Source organism: Idiomarina sp. A28L (assembly GCF_000218785.1).
GTDB lineage: Bacteria > Pseudomonadota > Gammaproteobacteria > Enterobacterales > Alteromonadaceae > Aliidiomarina.
On record NZ_AFPO01000011.1, the window covers coordinates 234,718 to 252,805 of the forward strand.

11 protein-coding genes and 1 tRNA gene are annotated in these 18,088 nt (G+C 43.7%); 9 read left to right on the forward strand and 3 right to left on the reverse strand.

Annotated features, from left to right (window positions below):
• The first annotated feature begins 2 nt into the window (after positions 1–2).
• From pepN to A28LD_RS04220, 4 genes are all read left to right on the forward strand, one after another.
• Positions 3–2,621 carry an aminopeptidase N gene (gene pepN / locus A28LD_RS04205; RefSeq protein ID WP_007419821.1) on the forward strand — a complete coding sequence of 873 codons (2,619 nt, stop codon included), beginning with the start codon at positions 3–5 and terminating at the stop codon, positions 2,619–2,621.
• A 129-nt stretch (positions 2,622–2,750) separates the two neighbouring features.
• Complete coding sequence (locus tag A28LD_RS04210; RefSeq protein ID WP_007419822.1) at positions 2,751–7,595, forward strand: NAD-glutamate dehydrogenase; 4,845 nt, start codon at positions 2,751–2,753, stop codon at positions 7,593–7,595.
• Positions 7,595–8,608: a quinone-dependent dihydroorotate dehydrogenase gene (locus A28LD_RS04215; protein WP_007419823.1), complete on the forward strand. Its 1,014-nt coding sequence runs from the start codon at positions 7,595–7,597 to the stop codon at positions 8,606–8,608. Before A28LD_RS04210 ends, A28LD_RS04215 begins: the two co-directional genes overlap by 1 nt.
• Positions 8,609–8,725: 117 nt before the next feature.
• Complete coding sequence (locus A28LD_RS04220) at positions 8,726–9,274, forward strand: cell division protein ZapC domain-containing protein (protein WP_007419824.1); 549 nt, start codon at positions 8,726–8,728, stop codon at positions 9,272–9,274.
• On the opposite strand, the gene cls is transcribed toward A28LD_RS04220, so the two are convergent.
• The gene (gene cls, locus A28LD_RS04225) at positions 9,257–10,687 is read right to left on the reverse strand and encodes a cardiolipin synthase (RefSeq protein ID WP_007419825.1); all 1,431 of its coding nucleotides are present in this window, start codon (positions 10,685–10,687) and stop codon (positions 9,257–9,259) included. The two genes, A28LD_RS04220 and cls, sit on opposite strands and share 18 nt — an antisense overlap.
• Positions 10,688–10,764: 77 nt before the next feature.
• Positions 10,765–10,841, reverse strand: a tRNA-Met gene (locus A28LD_RS04230).
• Between the two features lie 224 nt (positions 10,842–11,065).
• On the opposite strand from A28LD_RS04230, the gene rlmKL reads away from it, so the two are divergent.
• The 5 genes from rlmKL to rmf all read left to right on the forward strand — a co-directional run bounded on the left by rlmKL (position 11,066) and on the right by rmf (position 17,433).
• On the forward strand, positions 11,066–13,225 hold the full coding sequence (rlmKL, locus tag A28LD_RS04235) for a bifunctional 23S rRNA (guanine(2069)-N(7))-methyltransferase RlmK/23S rRNA (guanine(2445)-N(2))-methyltransferase RlmL (protein WP_040487019.1): 2,160 nt from the start codon (positions 11,066–11,068) through the stop codon (positions 13,223–13,225).
• Positions 13,218–13,457 carry a glutaredoxin family protein gene (locus tag A28LD_RS04240; RefSeq protein ID WP_040486973.1) on the forward strand — a complete coding sequence of 80 codons (240 nt, stop codon included), beginning with the start codon at positions 13,218–13,220 and terminating at the stop codon, positions 13,455–13,457. The genes rlmKL and A28LD_RS04240 overlap by 8 nt, the downstream gene beginning before the upstream one ends.
• A complete protein-coding gene (uup, locus tag A28LD_RS04245) occupies positions 13,454–15,388 on the forward strand; it encodes an ATP-binding cassette ATPase Uup (RefSeq protein WP_007419828.1) in 1,935 nt (644 codons plus the stop codon). The genes A28LD_RS04240 and uup overlap by 4 nt, the downstream gene beginning before the upstream one ends.
• Positions 15,389–17,083 carry a DUF3466 family protein gene (locus A28LD_RS04250; protein ID WP_007419829.1) on the forward strand — a complete coding sequence of 565 codons (1,695 nt, stop codon included), beginning with the start codon at positions 15,389–15,391 and terminating at the stop codon, positions 17,081–17,083.
• A 173-nt stretch (positions 17,084–17,256) separates the two neighbouring features.
• Positions 17,257–17,433: a ribosome modulation factor gene (gene rmf / locus A28LD_RS04255; protein WP_007419830.1), complete on the forward strand. Its 177-nt coding sequence runs from the start codon at positions 17,257–17,259 to the stop codon at positions 17,431–17,433.
• Between the two features lie 83 nt (positions 17,434–17,516).
• On the opposite strand, the gene fabA is transcribed toward rmf, so the two are convergent.
• Positions 17,517–18,026, reverse strand: a complete 510-nt coding sequence (gene fabA, locus A28LD_RS04260) for a 3-hydroxyacyl-[acyl-carrier-protein] dehydratase FabA (protein WP_007419831.1) — start codon at positions 18,024–18,026, stop codon at positions 17,517–17,519.
• Between the last annotated feature and the right edge of the window lie 62 nt (positions 18,027–18,088).

The following is an 18,088-nucleotide window of genomic DNA, read 5'->3' on the forward strand; positions in this document are numbered from 1 at the left end:
TCATGAGTAATACCCAATCTCCGGAAGCTAAATATAGGCTTAATTACCAAGCCCCAGCGTTTCAGATTCATACTACTGAACTAAACTTTTACCTCGAAGATAACCATACCCAAGTAGTAAACAGAATGGATATACAATGCCTTTCTGCGGTAACGGAGTTACAGCTAGATGGCGAAAACCTCCAGCTTGTTGGGGTAGCCATTGATGGTAGGCCGTTATCAAACGAGGAATTTTCGGTAACCGATAAGTATCTTACTATTCACGAAGTTCCGGAGCGGTTTGAGCTTTTTGTTGAAACCTTAATTGACCCAGCGGGAAACAGTTCTTTAGAAGGGTTGTATAAATCGTCAGGAACGTTTTGTACGCAATGCGAAGCCGAAGGTTTTCGCAAAATTACCTACTACTTAGATCGGCCCGATGTACTATCAATATTCACCACAACGGTAAATGCTTCGCGTACTGAACATCCTTACTTGTTAGCAAATGGTAATCCGATTGCCGAAGAGCAGAATGGCGAAAGGCATGCGGTTACGTGGCACGACCCGCACCCGAAACCAGCTTATCTGTTTGCTTTAGTAGCAGGCGATTTCGACCTGCTAGAAGATAGTTTTACCACCAAGGACAACCGCGAAGTACTCCTTCAAGTGTTTGTTGATAAAGGGAATTTACCGCGGGCAAAGCACGCAATGAATTCTTTAATTAATGCTATGAAGTGGGATGAAAGCCGATTTAATTTGGTTTACGATCTCGATATTTATATGATCGTGGCGGTCGATTTCTTCAACATGGGTGCTATGGAGAACAAAGGTTTAAATATCTTTAATTCCAAATATGTATTAGCAGATAGCCGAACTGCAACAGATCAAGATTTCCTTAATGTTGAATCGGTTATTGGACATGAATATTTCCACAATTGGACGGGTAACCGTATTACGTGTCGAGATTGGTTCCAACTGAGCCTAAAAGAAGGCTTAACGGTATTTCGTGATCAGGAATTTAGCGCTGATTTAGGTATGCGGGCGGTCAATCGCATCCAAGATGCTCGTATTATGCGAACTCATCAATTCGAAGAAGATTCTGGGCCAATGGCACATCCTATTCGGCCAGATCGCGTAGTGGAAATGAATAACTTTTACACCGTTACGGTATACAATAAAGGTGCTGAGGTTATTCGTATGCTGCATACCTTGTTGGGTGAAGAAAAATTTCAAAAGGGCATGGCTCTTTATGTTCAGCGCCATGACGGTGAGGCTGTAACTTGCGAAGATTTTGTAAAAGCGATGGAAGATGCGGGTGAAATAGATCTAATTCAATTTAGAAACTGGTATTCCCAGGCTGGCACCCCGAAAGTTTCCGTAACCGAAGATTATAACGCTGAAAAGAACATTTACACGTTGATGCTCAGCCAAAATACATCAGCTACCCCAGGCCAGCCGAATAAGCATCCATTCCATATCCCTATACGTGTGGAATTTGTGAACCTAGCGGGTAAATCACTCGATTTATGTTTATCTGATGAGCCATCTATCGTTACGTTATTGGAACTAAAAGAGCAACAACAAACCTTTACCTTCAACAATGTTAAGGAAAAACCGGTAGCAGGGTTGTTTGCTGATTTTTCTGCACCAGTTCGGCTTAGCTTCAAGCGGCCAGAATCAGAGCTTCTGGCTATTATAGCTGGTTGTAACGACCCATTTTTGCGTTGGGATGCGGTTCAGCAAATTTATTTAACGGCATTGCAGCTCTCCATTGATAACCAACAGCCGTTAGTTATGCCGGAGAAATTAATATCTGTGCTTCGTGAAGAGCTTATTAAGCCTCACGCAGACCCAGCAATGAGTGCTTTATTATTGCAAATTCCTGGTGAAGAAACGGTGAGCCAGGAATATGATGTTATTCCTATCGAAGAGGTATGTCGTGCAGTATCAGAATTACGTTACGCCATGGCGAATTCGCTTGAAGTTGAGCTTAAGAGAGCTTGGGAACAAGTAGATTTAGATGCAAACGAGCTTGAATCTGAATCGATTGCTGCGCGGATGCTAGGCAATACGGCACTAAGTTACTTAGCCTTACTCTCAAACCGTGATGACGTAACTTCAGCTCTGCGAAAGCAATTTCAAGTTGTGGGTAACATGACTCTGCAATTTGGTGCCTTACAAGCAGCCGTGCATGCTAACCATGAAATCGCACCGCATTTACTCAACGATTTTGCCGAGCAGTGGCAAGGCGAAACATTGGTTATGGATAAGTGGCTTGCTACTCAAGCAACGGCTCCTATTAGCGGAAGCGTAAGTACAGTTCAGGTGCTTACTGAACATTCTGCGTTTAATTGGGGTAATCCAAACCGGATTTATGCACTATTAGCTAGTTTTACGCACAATCTTGGCCAACTGCATCAAAGTAATGGTGAGGGCTACGCGTTTATTATTGCAGCAATTACTCGCTTGAATAGCTCAAATCCGCAAGTAGCATCGCGTTTGTTGTCACCATTATTGAAGTGGCGGCGCCTGCCAACCACACAGCGAAGCAAGCTTAAAGAGCAATTAATAGGCTTGAGTAAATTGGATAATTTGGCGCCAGATTTATACGAAAAAGTTAATCAAACGTTAACGGATAATTAACTCCTCGCACCAGCTGTGAATACGTTGCTTTTCCTTGTCTAAAGGTCGACAATATAGGGGTTTATGACCCACCGTGGTAAACGGTTGGCCTGCCACTTATTTTTCGCCTGCAGACAAGGATTAATCAACATGGCATCGGTTAACACGCAAATACCGGTAATCCTCGAAAAAGTTTCTGAAACGATCCATCAAAAGCTTTCCAAAGAAAGTGCCCCCCTCGTTGAGGAGTTCGTTCAACGCCTTTACCGAAATGTTTCTCGCGACGATTTGTCCGGTCGCGATTACAGTAATATTTATGGCGCAATTGTTGGCTTATGGCATAGCTTTAACGAATATGAATCGAATACTAAAGCTACGGTTAAGGTATATAACCCTGAAGTAAGTAAATATGGATGGGAATCACCGAATACGATTATTGAAATAATTCAAACAGACATGCCATTTATGGTGGACTCAGTGCGTATGGCATTGAATCGATTAGGAATTAGTTCGCAATTGTTACTGCATGCGCCGTTAGTTCATCGCCGCTGTGAAGAAGGGCGGGTATGTGAAATTCTGCCAGCGGGTGTTACCGATAAAGATGCGCAAACCGATACCGTTTTCTTAATAGAAGTTGATCGGCAAACCGATGAAGCAGCCAAAAAGCAATTGAAAGAAGAGTTATCTTCTGTAATGGGTGAAGTTGCGCTTGCGGTGAGTGATTGGCAGCCGATGCGCAAGAAGCTCGAAAGTATTGCTAATAATTTAGAAAAAAATAAATTCCCAGGTTCAAAGGAAAAGCTGGCACAAGCTAAGCGATTCCTTAGCTGGCTTGCGGATGATAATTTCACCTTGGTGGGATATCGAAGCTATTCCGTAAATGCCACCGAAGGTGATTATGAAATCGTTCAGGACAAGGGTTCAAGCCTTGGACTCTTAAAAAATAGTGAGCGTTCTGATGCTCGGCAGTTATCCAAGATGGGTAAACTGGCACGTAGCACTGCGCTTTCAAGTGATGAAATTTTGCTGTTAACAAAGGCAAACACCCGTTCACGTGTTCATCGACCAGCGCATTCTGATTACATTGGTATTAAGCGCTTTAATGATAACGGTGAAGTTATTGGTGAAGATCGCTTCATCGGCTTGTATGCAGCTAGTTTTTACAACGATAGCGTTATGGATATTCCGCTGGTTAAAGATAAAGTAGAAACGGTATTAGCTAATTCTCGTTACGCACGGGGAACGCACGCTAGCAAAGCGTTACTCAATATCATGCAAACTTACCCGCGTGATGAGATAGTACAAAGTAGCATCGAAGATTTATTGAAAACCGCCTTAGGTGTTTTTCAAATTCAAGAGCGTGATATCACTCGCATTTTCTTACGCCGTGATATTTTTGGTCGCTTCATTACCGCGATGGTGTATGTGCCTAAAGAGCGTTACAACACCGCATTGCGAATTAAAACCCAGAATATTTTGGCCCGTACTTTAGGTAGTTCTGAGGAAGTTGATTTCACCACTTACTTCTCGGAATCAGCGTTAGCAAGAACGCAATACATAGTGCGCGTAGAAGACAGCGGACAGGACATTAATGTGAAAGAATTAGAGCAAAACTTAACTGAGGCCTCTCGTAGTTGGGAAGATAATTTCGAGAGTTTATTGATATCTAGTAAGGGCGAGGCAAAGGCTCGCAACTTAATGCGAGTGTATGCTTCGGGCTTCCCACGGGCGTACAAAGAAGAAGTGTTACCTGCCGTTGCACTGGCAGATATAGATCAACTTGAAGCGCTCGATGATGATCATCGTCTGGGAATGCTTTTTTACCGTGCCCAAGAAGTTCAAGATGATTCGAATCGAGTGAAGTTGAAGCTATTCCATCGTGATGAGCCCATTCACTTATCGGATGTTCTTCCTATGCTGGAAAACTTCGGTTTACGCATAATAAATGAAAGCCCATATCAAATTAAAGATGCCAATGGGCATGTTTTCTGGGTACTCGATTTCTTCATGTTGCATACCGCTGGCAAGCTTGATTTAGATGGCAGCAGAGAAAACTTCCAAAATTCTTTTGCGAAAGTATGGTCTGGTGATTATGAAGATGATGGTTTTAACCGTCTAATCTTGGGTGCCGGCATGGAAGGGCGGCATATTATCATTCTACGCATGTTTGCTAAATACATGCGCCAAATCGGTATAACTTTCAGCCAAAGCTATATTGAAAGCACCTTTACCCGTTACCCTAAAATAGCCAAATTACTAGTTAAGTTGTTTTACACCCGCTTTGAGCCAGGTGTGAAGGGCGTAGCGAAAAAAGTAGAAAACTTAGTGGCAAAAATTCAGGGTGAATTAGAGAACGTAGCGAGCCTTGATGATGATCGCATTATTTGTCGTTACCTAGATTTAATTCAAGCGGCTTTGCGTACCAACTTCTTCCAGTTGGATGCAGAAGGTAAAGAAAAGCCATATGTCTCAGTGAAGTTCTTGCCTGAACTGATCGCTGAAATGCCGTTGCCGCTACCGAAGTATGAAATATTCGTTTACTCGCCGCGTGTTGAAGGTGTGCATTTGCGAGGTGGTAAAGTGGCTCGAGGCGGCTTGCGTTGGTCGGATAGACGCGAAGATTTCCGCACTGAAGTATTGGGCTTAGTAAAAGCGCAGCAAGTAAAGAATACGGTAATTGTTCCAGTAGGAGCGAAAGGAGGCTTTGTTTGTAAGCAGCTTCCGGAAGAACGCGATGCCATGTTTGAAGAAGGGAAAGCGTGCTATCGCACCTTTATCCGAGCTTTACTTGATATTACCGATAACATTGTTGATGGCGAAGTGGTTTATCCAGAAAATGTAGTGCGCCACGATGATGATGACCCATATTTAGTAGTAGCTGCTGATAAGGGAACGGCTACGTTTTCCGATATCGCTAATGGCATTTCTGCTGAATACAACCATTGGCTCGGAGACGCTTTCGCCTCGGGCGGTTCGGTAGGGTATGACCATAAGAAAATGGGTATTACCGCACGTGGTGCTTGGGAATCGGTTAAACGACATTTCCGTGAAATGGGCATTGATTGCCAAAAAACTGAATTTACCTGCGTTGGTATTGGCGATATGGCCGGCGATGTTTTCGGTAACGGCATGCTGTTATCGGAAAAAACTAAACTCGTAGCTGCATTTAACCACATGCATATCTTTATCGACCCAGAGCCAGATACAGCAAAATCGTTTAAAGAACGCCAACGAATGTTCAAGCTTCCGCGTTCAAGCTGGGAAGATTATGATAAATTACTGATCAGCGAAGGCGGTGGTGTATTCTCTCGCAGCGCTAAATCGATAGAGTTAACCACGCAAATGAAGCGTTTGCTTGGTACTCAGAAGCGCACAATGGCACCGAATGAGTTGATTAAAGCGCTACTAATGGCTGAGGTTGATTTAATTTGGAACGGCGGCATCGGTACTTATGTTAAAGGTAGTAAAGAAACCGATTCTGAAGTAGGTGATCGCGCCAACGATCCACTTCGCATTAACGGTAAAGATTTACGTTGTAAGATTATCGGTGAAGGCGGCAACTTGGGCTTTACCCAGTTGGGGCGAATTGAGTTTGCCATGCAAGGTGGGCGCATTAACACCGATTTTATTGATAACGTTGGTGGTGTTGATTGTTCAGATAACGAAGTAAACATCAAAATTTTATTAAATGGTTTGGTGACAGCGGGCAAGTTAACCAAAAAGCAGCGAGATCAATTGTTGTTTGATATGACTGATCAAGTTTCTGAAATTGTAGTGAACGATTGTAATCGTCAAACACAATCTATTTCGGTAACGCTGTTGCGTGGTGCTGACCAAATTAAAGAGATGCAGCGCTTTATTCATCATTTAGAAAAAGAAGGGTTGCTAGACCGGGCGCTTGAGTTTCTTCCTGATGACGATAATTTGGCTGAACGAACAGCTTCAGGGAAAGGCTTAACTCGCCCTGAGTTGGCAGTGTTGAATGCTTACGGCAAAATGGTCCTGAAAGAAGAGTTGGTTGTTGATGAAATAACCAACGATCCGTTCCATGCGAAGGAACTGGTATCGGCCTTTCCTAAAGAGTTGCAAGCGCAATTCCGCGAAGAAATGAACGACCACCCATTGAAAGGGCAAATTATCGCAACTAAATTAGCGAATAATATTGTGAATGATATGGGGCCAAACTTTATCTATCGGAAGCAAGAAGCAACAGGCGCAACCGTTCCAGAAATTGCAGCTGCGTATATCATTGCTCGTGAAGTGTTTGCCAGCCGTCAGATATGGGCTGAGATAGAGAAGCTTAACAACAAGATTCCTGCTGATGTTCAAAATCAAGTGTTGTTCCAAGTGCGCCGCATGGTTCGCCGTGCAACGCGTTGGTTCTTGCGCCATCGGAATCCAAAATTCACTTCGATTCAAGAGCACATCGATTTTTATCAGAAATCATTCGATGACTTGCAGAAAAACGCATTGAATTACATGTCAGATGCCGAGAAATCAGGTATTGATGCGAACATCGAAAAACTTAAAGAGCAGGGCGTGCCGGCGAAGTTGGCACAACAAGTGAGTATTTTAAGCACTGTATTCTCGGCAATGGATATTGCTGAAGTGGCCGATGAAACAGGGCAGAAAATATCGCTCGTTGCGCAAAGCTATTTCCGTTTAGGTGCGGAAATCCAAATTCATTGGTTCTTGGATCAAGTAAACAAACAACCAGTAGCGAACCATTGGCAAGCGCTTGCGCGGGCAGCGTTCCGAGAAGAACTTGATTGGCAACAACGTTTACTCACGGTCACCTTGCTGAAGTATTCAGAGAAAGGAATGGATACCGATGCAATGTTGGCGGCATGGCTTGAAGCTAACCGCAATTATGTTCTGCGTTGGAAACAAACGCTAGCTGATTTCAAAACAACGAAGAGCCATGAGTTTGCGAAGTTCTCGGTAGCATTAAGAGAGCTAACGTTGCTAGGACAAAAATGTGGTATCGGTAAATAATGCAGTTATATCCATTATTTCGGAAAGCTCTCTTCAGCCGAGATGCTGAATGGAGCCACGATTTCACGTTGCGCCAACTGCAACATTGCAATTCAGGCCCGTTGCATAAGTTAATTTATCAACGTTTACCGGTAAAGCCGGTAAACGTGCTTGGTTTAACTTTTCCAAACCCTGTTGGTTTAGCGGCAGGGTTGGATAAAAATGGCACCTGTATAAAAGCATTGGCTGCACTTGGCTTTGGCTTTATTGAAGTTGGTACTGTTACGCCAAAGCCACAGCAAGGTAATGATAAACCTCGCATGTTTCGATTACCGGAACATGAGGCGTTAATCAACCGTATGGGTTTTAATAATGATGGTGTTGATGCGTTAGTGGCGAGAGTGCAAGAAGCTGGTTTTAAAGGCATTCTCGGCATTAATATTGGTAAGAATAAAGATACTAGTGAAGCCGATGGTAATCTAGATTATCTCTATTGTTTAGAGAAGGTTTATCCCCATGCAAGTTATGTTACGGTAAATATTTCGTCGCCAAACACCCCGGGCTTAAGGGCATTTCAGCACGGCACTCATTTAACTAGCTTACTAGCTGCTCTCAAACAGAAACAGCAAACATTAACGCAAGAACACATGAAATATGTGCCTATTCTTGTGAAAATATCTCCGGATATGGATAAAGAACAAATTCTTGGCTTTGCTCAAGCAATTCAAGAACATGATATTGATGGAGTAATTGCCACCAATACTACGCTTGATCGAAGTAAAGTAGAATCTGCAGAACACGCAAACGAAGCGGGCGGATTGAGTGGACAACCACTCACTGATAGAAGTACACAAGTTATTAAATGGTTGCGAGAAGCGTTACCTGATTCCATACCCATTATTGGCGCTGGTGGTATAAGCTCACCAGATCAAGCGAAAGAAAAGCTAGCTGCCGGTGCGCAACTCATACAGATCTATACAGGGTTTATCTATCAGGGCCCAGCCCTTATAAAATCAATTGTTAACAGCTTGTAATTAGACGGCGAACGCCGTAATATTTGCAATAGAAACCAAATGGAGCTGTATTGGTGTTTCCAAGTGCTCTAAGAGCGCGAGATTCGTACTCGTATCGTAACAAAATGGATGAAAACGATGCATAATTGGCAATGGCGCTTACTTGATACACAGAATTTAGCAATTGATTTAGGAAAGAAAGTAACGCAAGAATTATCATTCAAGCGTTCTTTTTTGCGTGATAGGTTGCCGGATCACGTTTCTTTTTCAATGGATGACGCTGAAGCTTTTCAGAATTTTTCCGATTATCTTGATACCTATAGTGCACTTTCAACCAATGAGCAATTTGATATTGCTTTGCATGCAACCGCATTAGTGCGGTTCGGTAAATTGATGTTGCCACAAAGCTGGTATTTTAAGTTTGGTAGTTTTGGTGATAGCAAAGTATGGCCGAAAGATCATCTTTTCTGCTCGTTAAATTCGGGCACAGGGCAAGCTGATTTCTTGATTATTGAACAGGATGACCGCTGTTCACTTTGTATGTTAGTTGATGAATCGTTTGAGGTTGGCGGTTTTAAAACAATGCAACGTTTTGAAGTTACCCGTGTATTGAATGATCGCTTGCAAGAATCGCAGCGCCACCCGATACCTCGAGATAATTCATTTACATCAAAGCAATGGGCTTAAAAAGTACATAAAACGCTCTGCAACTCGTCTGTATCTAGGCCGTTCATGCCAAGCGTTAACATCTACTGGAATGCTTTGCTCTTTATAAGAACTAAGTAGCTCACAAATATCTTCGCAGCTTTCAGTGTCGTATATAGCTACTGAAAGCTCAAAGTTGAGTTGTAAACTCCGCATATCAATATTCATACTGCCCACCAGTGCCATCTCGCTATCAACCACAATCGCCTTTGCGTGCAAAAGGCCTTGGTGAAATAAGCGTAACTCAACACCTGCATTTAATAAACCGCTATAAAACGATTCGCTGGCAAAGCTCGCCATTTTGGAATCACTTATCTTTGGCAATAATATACAAACATAAACACCTCGTTGCGCGGCATGGCATAAGGCTTCGAATATAGCTTCTGAAGGAACGAAGTAGGGGGTGGCAATGGTGATACTCGAGTTCGCCCGATGGATAATCGAGAGCATAATTTGATGCATTACCGCCTCACCTTGGCCGGGGCCTGATGGGATAATTGATAGCCATCGATTACAATTCTCTAATTCGGTTTTTAACTGTGGGAAATTTCGTTCACCGGTTTCTAACTCCCAATCCCAAGAGAACACTTTTGATACCCCGAATGCCGCAGCACCCTCAAAACGAAGCATAATATCAATCCAGGGACCAAATTTTTTGTGCGCATTGAAATAGCGCGGATCGGCCATGTTCATTGAACCGGTGTAGCAAATTATATGGTCGATCACTAGCAGCTTTCTATGTAAGCGCAGGTCTACCCGGCGAAACAGGTTACGGAATATATTTACCGGAAGTGTTGGTAATAGTTTAATACCCGCTGCGCGCATGCGTTTTAAATCAGCGCTGAACATAAAGAACGGCCAACTGCCCGCATGATCAACAAGTATCTCGATACTAACGCCGCGCTCTGAAGCCGCGATTAACGCTTCAGTTACTTCATTTACTCGGCCATGAGGATGCCAGATGTAAAATTCCATACGAATATCACGTTCGGCGTTTTCAATATCGTGGAGCCATTGATCAAAAATACTATCTGGATCGGCAAGCACTGCAAAGTTCTTGTAGCTCAAACCACCTATACCATCGCGTTGATGCATGATTTGATAAATTGAGCGAGCGGCATGCCCTTTAGGTTCAGGGGTTTCATGCCCACTCAAAAATTTAGTTAAGTTCTCAAGGAAGGGAGTACGAAGAGCATTTGCTCTCTCAGCTCGACGTTTACCGAGTTGAATTTCACCGAAAAAGAGATAGATTAAAACACCCAAAAAAGGAAAAACGATAATGATAAGCACCCATGCTAGCGATGAGCTTACTGGCCGGCGTTTGAATATAATTCGAAGGAATACAGAGGCTGTTAAAAGCCAATAGAAAACAACAAAAAAATCAGCGATTTGCAAAGTGATGCCTTTATCCAAGTTGGGATAAATACACTATAGGGAGTAACAAGGAGAAATTCAAATGAAAGGTATCGGATTGGTTGCGGGGGCAGGATTTGAACCTACGACCTTCGGGTTATGAGCCCGACGAGCTACCAGACTGCTCCACCCCGCGTCCGATTGAGGGCGTATCTTACCAGTGGCAGCCCGCATTGCAACAAGATATTTCACATTTGTTGTCAACCGCCTAATTATTCAACGAAATGATTAATAAAGCGCCTTGTAATCAGTTCTGCCGCGCTAATTTCGAAATTCAAACAACACAGACATATGAATTGAACTGCGTTATAATTCGCAACCTTACGTTTTATGCGTCTAGCTTTGGAATTAATGTATTTAATGGATAGTTTACAATTCTTTTTACCTTGTGGCCGCGGCCTTGAAGAACTTTTAGCCGCAGAAATTGAGCAGCTTGGTGGTATCGATATACAGTTGACCAATTCAGGTGTTACGTGTTCGGGAGATTTACGCCTAGGATACACGCTGTGTATGTGGTCTCGGTTAGGTAGCCGGGTTCTTTTGAAACTATCTGAAACTGAAGTGCATGATCGCTTTGCGCTTGAAAAAGCAGCTGCCGATTATCCATGGGCGGATGTGTTCAATGAACGCAACACTTTTTCAGTTCGCTTCAATGGCACCAGCGAAACGCTTCGCAACACCCAATTTTCGGCGCAAGTAATTAAAGATGGTGTAGTTGATGCGTTTCGGCGTGTTGGCGCTAGCCGCCCTAGTGTGGAATCAAAGCAATCAGAAATTAATATTCAAGGCTATCTTCATAAAGGCGTAGCTACGCTTTACTTAGATTTAGCGGGTACTGGTTTGCATGAGCGTGGTTATCGGCAGGCTAAAGGCGCAGCACCTATTCGGGAAACCTTGGCGGCGGCACTTGTTGTTCGCGCAGGAATGAATAGGCCAGCGATTCAAGCTGAAGAACAGTGGCCTGCTTTGGTTGCCGACCCTACTTGTGGCTCAGGTACTTTGCTTATAGAAGCCGCTATGCTCGCAACCGATAGAGCACCTGGTTTACAGCGCACGCAATGGGGTTTCAATGCATGGCGCGGGCATAAAGCTGCGGTATGGAATGAAGTTAAAGCCGATGCAAAAGAGCGGTTCATAAAGGGCTTAGCGGCATGTAAAACTACTTTCCATGGAGTTGATAATGATCCTGGGATAGTGCAAGCGGCTAATCAAAATATTCGCCAGCTAGGCTTTGAAGATTTGATAAAGATTGAAGAGGGCGATGCTTCATCTCCTTGGTTATTGAAGCGTTATAAAAGCGCGGCTTCCGGCATGTTATTAAGTAACCCACCATATGGTGAGCGGCTTGGCAGCGAACTTGGTGCTTGGCTGTTTTATCGTGATTTTGGGCGTCAGCTTCGGCAAGGTATTAGTGGTTGGAAAGCTGCCATTATTGCGCCTGATGAATCGATGATTAAAGCCATGCGAATGCGCACTGAGAAAAAATATAAGCTAAACAACGGTGGCATTCCGGTTTTGCTTGCAATAATGGACCTTACCGATGCTCAAGAAGAATTTGCGCGCCCTGAAGTGGCAGCGCTTTCAAATCGTTTAGCAAAGAACTGGAAACAACGCAGCAAATGGGCGGAAAAGGAAGGGGTGAACTGTTTCCGCGTTTATGACGCAGATTTACCTGAGTTCAATGCAGCTATTGATTACTACGATGGATCATTGGTAGTGCAAGAATATGCGGCGCCGAAAGATATTCCTGAACATATTACCGTAAAGCGTTGGTGGCATATTCTTGAAGCGGTTATGGATAGTTTGCCGGTAAGCCCAGATCGTATATTTACTCGCCAGCGGAAGCGTCAGCAGGGCGAAAAGCAGTACACGCGCGTTTCCAACGATAGTGAAATTATCGAGGTGCAAGAATACAACGCTAAGTTTCAAGTAAATCTTACTGATTACTTAGATACAGGTTTGTTCTTAGATCATCGTTTAGTACGAAAAGATATTCAGCGATTAGCCAAAGATAAACGTGTATTGAATTTATTTGCCTACACGGGAACAGCATCGGTGCATGCAGGTTTAGGCGGCGCCAAAGAAATTACCACCGTAGATTTATCGAAAACCTATTTAAACTGGGCGAAAGATAACTTCCGGTTGAATTTTTTAACCATTAACCGGTATGAATTTGAGCAAGCAGATTGCCTGAAGTGGTTAACTGCACATGCCGATGATTCACCGCCACGGCAGTGGGATCTTATTTTCATTGATCCGCCAACCTTCTCAAATTCGAAACGGATGGAAGCTGTTTTTGATGTACAGCGGGATCACGTTGATATTTTAGCCAAGGCTAAGAAACTCTTGGCCCCTGGAGGTTTACTTATTTTCACCAATAACAAACGCGGCTTTAAATTAGATGAGCAAGCGGTGGCAGAAATAGGCTTTAAGGCGGAAGATCACACACGTGCGAGTATCCCGTTAGATTTTGAAAAACAACGAGCCGTTCATTTTTGTTGGTATCTTACCCATGCCTGAGTTTTATCTATTGATGAAAGAACATTGCCCGCTTTGCACTCAAGCTATTCAGCAAATATATGCTCAGCAGCTTGATGAACCAATTCAGCTCAATGTAGTTGATATCGCAAGCGATCCAGCTTTGATAGAAGAATACGCTACATTAGTTCCCGTTTTAGTACGTGCCATCGATGATGCTGAACTAAAGTGGCCATTTGCAGAAATTAAATTACAGGAATTCCTCAGTTTATGAGTGTTGTACTGAGATTAAGTAACGCCCGCCTAGCATTTGGCGCCGCGCCAGTTTTAGATAATGCCGAATTAATCGTAGAATCGAGCGAAAGGCTTTGTATTACAGGCCGTAACGGCGCTGGTAAATCGAGCCTGTTAAAAGTGTTAAATAAGAACATTTCGCTTGATGATGGCCAGCTCCACTTAGTTGGAGAAACGCGCGTAGCTATGCTTCCGCAAGATCCACCTGCGCGCACGCCAGGTAAAGTGTTTGATTATGTTGCCAGTGCATTTGCTGAAACTGGTAAATTACTATCCGATTACCAAGCCGTTAGTGAAGCTATGGCGCTTGATGCAACCGATGAGCGTTTGCTTGATCAAATGATGCGTATTCAAACTAAAATTGAAGCGAATGATGGTTGGCAGTTACAAAGCCGAATAGAGCAGGTGTTATCGCGATTAAACCTCGATGGTGATGCCGGTATGGATACCTTATCGGGTGGTTGGTTGCGCCGAGTAGCACTTGCTAAAGCACTAGCTACACAGCCTGATGTGCTCTTACTTGATGAGCCAACAAACCATTTGGATGTTGCCACGGTAGAGTGGCTGGAAAACATGTTGAGTGAATTTCCGGGTGCGTTAGTTTTTATCAGCCACGATCGTGCGTTTATTCGCAGATTAGCATCACGCATAGTTGATTTAGATCGCGGAACGCTTACCAGTTTCCCAGGTAATTACGATGCATTTTTAGAGGAGAAGCAGCGTTTACTTGAAGTTGAAGCTACGCAACAAGCGGAATTTGATAAAAAGCTTGCCCAAGAAGAAGTATGGGTAAGGCAGGGCGTGAAAGCTCGGCGTACACGGAATGAAGGGCGTGTTCGCGCATTACAGGCTCTGAGGCAAGAACGCTCGCAGCGGCGGAAAGTGCAAGGCTCGGTTAAAATTGAGCAAGCGAGTGGCGAGCGTTCAGGCAAGCTAGTTTTTGAAGCCACTGATATTAACTTAACGCTTGGTGATAAATGTTTAATAGAACATTTAAACTTACTTATTCAGCGAGGCGATAAACTGGCGTTAGTGGGGCCAAATGGTTGTGGGAAAAGCTCTTTAATTCAGCTTATTCTCGGCGATTTACCGCCTACTAGCGGCGAAGTACGCTTAGGTACAAACCTACAGGTAGCGTATTTTGATCAGCATCGGCAGTTATTGAATTTGAATGCTTCGATTGCGGATAACGTAGCTGAGGGTAAAAAAGAAGTAACTCATCGTGGCCGTACGCGGCACATTTTTAGCTATTTGCAAGATTTCTTGTTCTCTCCTCAGCAAGCACAAATGCCTGTAAGCGCGCTTTCGGGCGGCGAGAAGAATCGTGTGATGTTGGCTAAAATTCTATTGCCAGAAAGCAATTTGCTTATTCTCGATGAGCCAACCAACGATTTGGATATCGATACCCTAGAGTTACTCGAACAAGTGGTTGTTGATTATCCAGGAACCGTGTTGGTGGTAAGCCATGATCGAGAGTTTATTGATAACACCGCTACTTCAGTGCTTCTATTTGAAGGGCAGGGCAAAGTTACAGAAATATTTGGTGGTTTCCACGAAGTAGGGGTGTACCAACAAGCAAATGCTGCAACACGGGTGGCATCCCAATCAATTCAGAAAAAGCAGGGAACTTCTCAAGCTAAAGTGGACTCAGAGCAGCAGCCCCCTTTAGCTCAGAAGGCGAACAAGTTATCATACAAGCTGAAGCGTGAGCTTGAGTTACTGCCCAGCCAAATTGAGGCGCTAGAGCAAGAACTAAGTGAATTACAACAACAATTAAACGACCCGGAATTTTTTCGTCAACCAGTATCGGTTACATCGCCAGTTACAGAACGTTCAGAAACGGTTGAAACTGAGCTGATGCAAGCATTGGAACGCTGGGATTATTTGGAAAACTTACAACAAGGTAATTGAATGCGCAAAACAAAGATTTCTCTCGCAGTTGCCGCGCTTATCGGCTCTACACTAGCCGTAGGTGGCGCAGCAGCAGAATCAGGTGGCTATCGAGTCACTGACGCAGGTGCTGTAGAAGGCGCTATTCACACAACGCCACGTGCGATAAATAACAGCGGCCACGTTGTTGGTCAGCTGGCCGACCTTCGTGGCCAGAACTTGCGCTTAGATTTGCTCGACCCGGAAGCTTTTACATCAATTAGTGATTTAGATAATCCAACTGAGCGCGAGCGGCGGCAATTGCGTGATTATCTAGTAAATACGGTTGGTGTTGATCCAAAATTCCAGAATTTAGCAATTGAATTGGGCTTCTATTTTGATTCGAGTAATATTTTTGAGCTTGATGGCTTTGAAGCACTCGACGATGAAACTGGTTTGCGCACCGATAGCGTTAGTTTTCGGGTATTAGGTTTAAATAATCTAGGGGTTGCTGTTGGCCAATCTTCAACGCCGTATCAGTGGGTTGAAGATACAGATGGCGACGGAGAGCCAGCTCGCTTTCATTTGCGAAGCTCTTTCCCACAAGGTGCATGGACGGACGGTGAGAATTACACATTAGTGACCGGAGAGCCTGGTTTGCTGATGAATGGTACCGCCAGTTTATTTGCTATTAACGATAATAACGTTGCTGTTGGTTACGGTGCCGTTGCGCATGGTGCAAGTTTGCAATCCTATTATGATAACGCCTGTATTTCTGAGGATGAGGTTGATGAAAGTGGTGAAACTATCTTTCTCGAACCAGAAGAGGCGTGCTTGCACAGGTACTGGTATGCGCGAAGTGGCATCACCGGCGCTTCATCGCCTTTAATGGAAGAGGAAGCTTATCGCTGGGTGTTTGATGCTCAAGGTAATGTTTTAGAGCAAGGCTCTTTAGGTATTGCTTTTGATAAAGAAGCTGATGAGGCTGATGTTTTCGAAACTTTGCGTTATCGAAGTGTCGCTAACGATATTAACATCCACGGTATTGCTGTTGGTGTATCGCAACGGCAGGTTTCCGGGGGCTCGTTTACGCGACCTACGCTGTTTAATGAAAATGGCGCGATACGTATGTTAGAAGATACTAATACCAGTAATAACTCATTAGCGGTTGCTATTAACGACAATAATATTGCCGTTGGTTTTAGTAACATTGCTATCAATAACAACTTTCGCCAACGGTTATTTTATATGGACGTCTCCAACGGCGTAAGTGAAGCTGTCTATCCAAACGGCTTCTTTGATGATTCTAGTTGGCAACCGCGGGCAATTAATAATAGCGGTCAAGTAGTAGGGCAAGGGCAAATCGATTCAACTCAGAACTCCCAACGCCGTGCGACTGGTTTTCTGTATGAAATCGACACCAATACTATTATTGATTTGAATACTTACTTACCTTGTAATAGTGAGTATGTGATTCTGGATGCTATCGATATTAATGATGCAGGCGAGATTGCAGCATTAGCCGTTTTGGTAACTGATATTGATGAAGACGGTGATTTGATAAGTACTGCGCGCTTACGTTCACTTGTTTTAACGCCTGATGGTAGTGATGTTGCTTGTCCGGAAAGCGATGAAGTGCAACTTGAACGCAAAGGAGCTGCAAACCATCCATTATGGCTTGGAGTGTTAGCTTTACTCGCGGTTATTTCATTACGCCGCAGAAAGATAACTATCTAGCTTATTTTGTTCTAGATAAAAAATAACCCGATTGTCAGCGCTTTAATAACATTAAGCGGTTTCAATCGGGTTTTTTCATTGAACTTTCTTCTGTTTGTAACTATCCATATATAGCGGGCGGAAAAATGCTCGTGTACAAAAGATAGATTCCATGAACAAGTGAGGTAGTTATAATGAGAAGACAAAAACGTGACCGCATGGAACGTGCCCATTCTCAAGGGTTCAAAGCAGGTGTTTCTGGTCGTTCAAAAGAAAATTGCCCTTATCAAAATAACGACGTACGTTCAGAATGGTTAGGTGGCTGGCGTGATGCCATAGAGGCTCGTACTGATGGATTGTTCCGACTATAAAAATAGCGGTTACAAATAAAAAGAAAAGAATAAGCCCCCGTAGCAACGGGGGCTTTGTTGTATTTAGAGTCTAGAAACGCTTACTAGAATGCTGATGTATCAGTAAACAAACCAACCTTGAGATCGTTGGCTTCATAAATTTTACGGCCATCAACTTCTACAGTGCCATCACCAATACCTACAAACAACCTACGCTTAACGAGGCGTTTCATGTGAATCTTATAAGTAACTTTCTTATTCGTTGGTAGTATCTGGCCCGTGAACTTAACTTCACCAACCCCTAAAGCACGACCACGACCAGGGCCACCAGAACACGCTAAAAAGAAGCCTAAAGTTTGCCACAAAGCATCTAAGCCTAAACACCCTGGCATTACCGGATCGCCTGGGAAATGACATGCGAAGAACCAGAGATCAGGGTGAATATCGAGTTCGGCTTCAATATAGCCTAAACCATGATCGCCACCTTCAGGATCCATTATGGTAATTCGATCCATCATCAGCATGTTGGGTGCGGGTAGTTGGCTATTTCCCGGACCGAACATTTCACCGCGGCTACATGCAAGTAGCTCATCTCTTGTATAACTTGATTGCATATCCAGAACACCCTGAAATTGAAACCCTTAGGGAATTCACTAAGGGTAAAGTTTAAAGTGTG

What these genes read in the sequence shown, in the direction of transcription:
- pepN (WP_007419821.1), top strand. Translation starts at nt 3, where the DNA reads ATGAGTAATACCCAATCTCCGGAAGCTAAATATAGGCTTAATTACCAA.
- A28LD_RS04210 (WP_007419822.1), top strand. Translation starts at nt 2,751, where the DNA reads ATGGCATCGGTTAACACGCAAATACCGGTAATCCTCGAAAAAGTTTCT.
- A28LD_RS04215 (WP_007419823.1), top strand. Translation starts at nt 7,595, where the DNA reads ATGCAGTTATATCCATTATTTCGGAAAGCTCTCTTCAGCCGAGATGCT.
- A28LD_RS04220 (WP_007419824.1), top strand. Translation starts at nt 8,726, where the DNA reads ATGCATAATTGGCAATGGCGCTTACTTGATACACAGAATTTAGCAATT.
- rlmKL (WP_040487019.1), top strand. Translation starts at nt 11,066, where the DNA reads ATGGATAGTTTACAATTCTTTTTACCTTGTGGCCGCGGCCTTGAAGAA.
- A28LD_RS04240 (WP_040486973.1), top strand. Translation starts at nt 13,218, where the DNA reads ATGCCTGAGTTTTATCTATTGATGAAAGAACATTGCCCGCTTTGCACT.
- uup (WP_007419828.1), top strand. Translation starts at nt 13,454, where the DNA reads ATGAGTGTTGTACTGAGATTAAGTAACGCCCGCCTAGCATTTGGCGCC.
- A28LD_RS04250 (WP_007419829.1), top strand. Translation starts at nt 15,389, where the DNA reads ATGCGCAAAACAAAGATTTCTCTCGCAGTTGCCGCGCTTATCGGCTCT.
- rmf (WP_007419830.1), top strand. Translation starts at nt 17,257, where the DNA reads ATGAGAAGACAAAAACGTGACCGCATGGAACGTGCCCATTCTCAAGGG.
- fabA (WP_007419831.1), bottom strand. Translation starts at nt 18,026, where the DNA reads ATGCAATCAAGTTATACAAGAGATGAGCTACTTGCATGTAGCCGCGGT.